Here is a 2949-nt window from a genome sequence, read left to right as displayed (position 1 = left end):
GCGCCAGGGTGAGCGGCACGCCGATGTGGTTGTTGTAGGACTTGACCGACGAATGCGCGCGGCCGGCGAGCATCAGGCCGGCCATGATCGCCTGGGTGACGCTGGTCTTGCCGACCGATCCGGTCACCGCACCGCGCTTGACCGCCGGCGCGCGCTCGCGAGCCGCTTCACCGAGACGTTCGAGGCCTTTCAGCGTGTCCTCGACCATGACCGCCGAACCCAACACCGGCTGGGACGCCAGCGCGCCGGCCGCGCCCCTGTCCCTGGCTTGATCTACGAACTCGTGGCCGTCGCGGACGCCGCCAAGCGCCACGAATAAATCGCCGCGTTCCAGGGTGCGGGTGTCGATGGAGACCCCGGTGGCGGTGAAGGCCTCGCCGCTGAGCCTGCCGCCCGTGGCCGCCTCGATCTCCGCCGAGGTCCAGAGCGGCTCAGCCATCGAGCGCGTCCGCAGTTTCGGCCACGTCGTCGAAGGGATGGACCACGTCGCCCACGATCTGGCCCTGTTCATGACCCTTGCCGGCGACCACCAGGATGTCGCCCTCGCCCAGCAACGCGGCGGCGGCGCGGATGGCCTCACGACGGTCGCCGATTTCCTTGGCCCCTCGCGCGCCAGTGAGGATCTCGGCGCGGATGGCGGCGGGGTTCTCGCTGCGGGGATTGTCGTCGGTGACGATGGCGACGTCGGCCAGGTCGGCGGCGATGCGGCCCATCAGCGGACGCTTGGTGCGGTCCCGGTCGCCCCCGGCGCCGAACACCACGATCAGCTTGCCGCGCACATGCGGCCGCAACGCGTTCAGCACCGTCTCCAGCCCGTCCGGCGTGTGGGCGTAGTCCACATAGGCCTCGCCGCCGCGCGGCCCCTGGCCGACCCGCTGCAGCCGGCCCGGCGCGCCTTCGATCTTCTCGAGCCCGGCCAGGACCTGCTCTATCGTCAGGCCCGCGGCAATGCACAGGCCCGCGGCCACCAGGGCGTTGGACGCCTGGAAGGCGCCGGCCAGCGGCAGGCGCAGGTCGTAGGTCTTGCCGCCATGCGCGATCTTCAGCGCCTGGCCGTCGGGCAGCAGGGATCGATCGAGGAGCCTCAGCCCCTGGCCGGCTGCGCCGACGCTCATCAGGGTCTGGCCGGCGCCGACCGCGGTGGCGGCGAAGGCCGAATAGGCGTCGCTGTCGGCGTTCAACACCGCGGTCTTGCCGCGCGCCAGCAGGGTCTCGAACAGGCGCAGCTTGGCGGCGCGATAGACCCCCATGGTGCCGTGATAGTCCAGGTGATCCTGGGTCAGGTTGAGGAAGCCGGCGGCGGCCAGCTTCACCCCGTCCAGGCGGCGCTGGTCGATGCCATGCGACGAGGCCTCGAGCGCCAGGTGGGTGACGCCGGACTGCGCTACGCGGGCCATCAACTCGGCGACGTCGGAGGCGTCGGGCGTGGTGAGGCCCGGCGGCGTCACCTGCACGTCGGCCATGCCCGGCCCGCTGACGCGGACGCCCAGCGTGCCCATGCTGGCGGCCTTGAAGCCGGCGTGTGCGAACATCTGGCGGCAGAAGCCCGCCACCGAGGTCTTGCCGTTGGTGCCGGTGACCGCGACGCAGGTGGCCGGCTGCTGGCCCCAGAAGGCCGCCGCCGCCAGCGCATAGACCCGACGCGGGTCCGAGGCGATGACGGTTGCCGCGGTCAGACCCTCGATCTCGCGGCCGGCCAGCACCGCGACCGCGCCCTGCTCCACCGCCCGCGGCGCGAAGCTGCGGCCGTCGACCTTGGCGCCCGGCAGGGCCGCGAACAGCCAGCCGGGACGGACCTTGCGGCTATCGGCGGTGACGCCCTCGATCTGCGGGTCGAAGGAGAGGTCGCGTTTGACGAGGTCGGAGAGGCGCATGGCGGTTAGTGCTCCTCCGCCGCGGACGCCGTGGGATCGGCCGGCGTGAAGGGGTTGGTCTCGGCGCGCTTCTGGATGCCCAGGAACGGCGCGATCCGCTCGATCACCCGGCCCGCGGCCGGCGCCGCGGCGATGCCGCCCGTGGGATCGGCGCCGGTCTTGTCACGCTGGGGCTCATCCAGCAGGACAAGGACGAAGTAGCGCGGGGCGTCCAGCGGACCGTCTGTCGGGAAGACCGCGGCGAAGGACGAGACCTGCTTGGTGGTCGAATAGCGTCGGGCCGCGGCGTCCCACTTGTCGCCGGTGCCGGTCTTTCCGCCGACGTTCAGGCCCGGGATGTTGGCCGACTTGCCCGACCCGCAGGGGCAGGAAACGTTGGAGCGCATGATCTGCAGCAGGGTCCGGGCGGTGTCCTCCGACACCATCCGCGGGCCATGCACGACGGTTCCCGCCGGAAGCCTGCGGATGGTCAGCGCCAAGAGCTCGCCGCCGTTCATCAGGCCGGAATAGGCCCGCGCCACCGCCAGCGGCGTGACGTTGATCCCGTGGCCGAAGGACGTGGAGGCGATGGCGTCCTCGTTCCACACCTTCGGCGTCAGCGGCCGCGCGCTTTCGATCAGCTCGACCTTGGCCGGCTGGGTCAGGCCGAAACGGTCGAAGTAGGCGTGCAGTCGTTCGGGGCCGATCGCCTCGCCGAGCCGCGCGGTGCCGATGTTGGAGGAGTGCTGGAACACCTCCACCAGGGTGAGCACGGCGTGGGTGGCGTGATAGTCGTGGATCGTGCGGTAGCCAAGCTGGAAGGGGTGGGTGGCGTCGAAGGTCGAGGTCGGCGTGGCGACTCCGGTGTCGAGGCCGGTGGCCACCGTGAAGCCCTTGAAGGTCGAACCCATTTCGTAGATTGCGCCGGCCGCGCGGTTGAGGCGCGCGTCCAGGCTGGCGGCGCCCGGCTTGTTGGGGTCGAAGGTGGGATAGCTGGCCATGCCCAGGATCTCACCGGTGTGGACGTTGATCACAATGCCCGCCGCGCCCTTGGGATGGAACTGGGCGGTGGCCTTGTAGAGCTCGTCTTCCAGCG

The 2949-nt window shown here is 71.0% G+C and carries 3 protein-coding genes; all 3 read right to left on the bottom strand.

The genetic code is table 11. From position 1 onward, the window contains the following. The coding region (locus E8A12_RS04020; protein WP_293366470.1) for a Mur ligase family protein at positions 1-439 on the bottom strand (439 nt) is incomplete at its 3' end. Further along, positions 432-1874 carry a UDP-N-acetylmuramoyl-L-alanyl-D-glutamate--2,6-diaminopimelate ligase gene (locus tag E8A12_RS04015; protein WP_293366469.1) on the bottom strand — a complete coding sequence of 481 codons (1443 nt, stop codon included), beginning with the start codon at positions 1872-1874 and terminating at the stop codon, positions 432-434. The genes E8A12_RS04015 and E8A12_RS04020, both read right to left, overlap by 8 nt. 5 nt (positions 1875-1879) lie before the next feature. Continuing rightward, on the bottom strand, positions 1880-2949 hold a 1070-nt coding region (locus tag E8A12_RS04010), incomplete at its 5' end, for a penicillin-binding protein 2 (protein ID WP_293366468.1).

Source organism: Phenylobacterium sp., assembly GCF_004799395.1.
GTDB lineage: Bacteria > Pseudomonadota > Alphaproteobacteria > Caulobacterales > Caulobacteraceae > Phenylobacterium.
This window is presented reverse-complemented; position numbering and strand designations above follow the sequence as displayed.